Here is a 584-nt window from a genome sequence, read left to right as displayed (position 1 = left end):
TGTTTCGTGTCATACTGGATATAGGGGATAAGGTCGGTGCGGTTTATCCTCTGTAAATGGGCGGTTAATTTACTGGAAAGGGAATTGCTGTATCTTGCCTTATCAAGCATAGTTCCCACTTTTTCCAGTCCGCCTAATGCGTCATGTTCTTCCAAGAAGTAAAAACTTTTGACAGCGGAAATCACGCCACCCTCTGTGAGCCATTGCTGTGTTTCTTCAAGGGAATTTTGCTGTTTTGGTACTTGCAGTTTTAAGACTTCCACAGCCCCTAAAAAGCGTTCCCAAAACCGACAAGTTTTCCATCTGCTCTTATTACTTTCGTTTCTGTTTGGTACGACAAAGCGTAGGTTGTTTGCCAATAGCCCGAAAGCCAGTTCTCCAAGTTCCAGCGGTCTGTCCTTGAATGTCATGGCAAAAGCATGAGCCTTATCATCACGCAGTTGCATTTCTGTCCGTTTCCAACTGCCGACTTCATCAAGCGTCTTATTATGTTTTGAACAGACTTCCTTATCCTTGTCATAAAAGCGGTAGGACAATCCCGATTTACCAGCACCGATATAAACAGTCTTTGCGGTGTCGAAATC

The 584-nt window shown here is 44.0% G+C and carries 1 protein-coding gene; it reads right to left on the bottom strand.

The genetic code is table 11. The features are described from left to right. Positions 1–584: replication initiation factor domain-containing protein (locus tag LI162_RS15265; RefSeq protein ID WP_227156877.1), on the bottom strand; the 584-nt coding region annotated here is incomplete at both ends.

The sequence above is a fragment of the Mediterraneibacter sp. 210702-DFI.3.120 genome (assembly GCF_020561005.1).
GTDB classification, from domain to species: domain Bacteria; phylum Bacillota; class Clostridia; order Lachnospirales; family Lachnospiraceae; genus Mediterraneibacter; species Mediterraneibacter faecis.
Note: the sequence above shows the minus strand (reverse complement) of the source record. Positions and strands in the feature narration are given on the sequence as shown.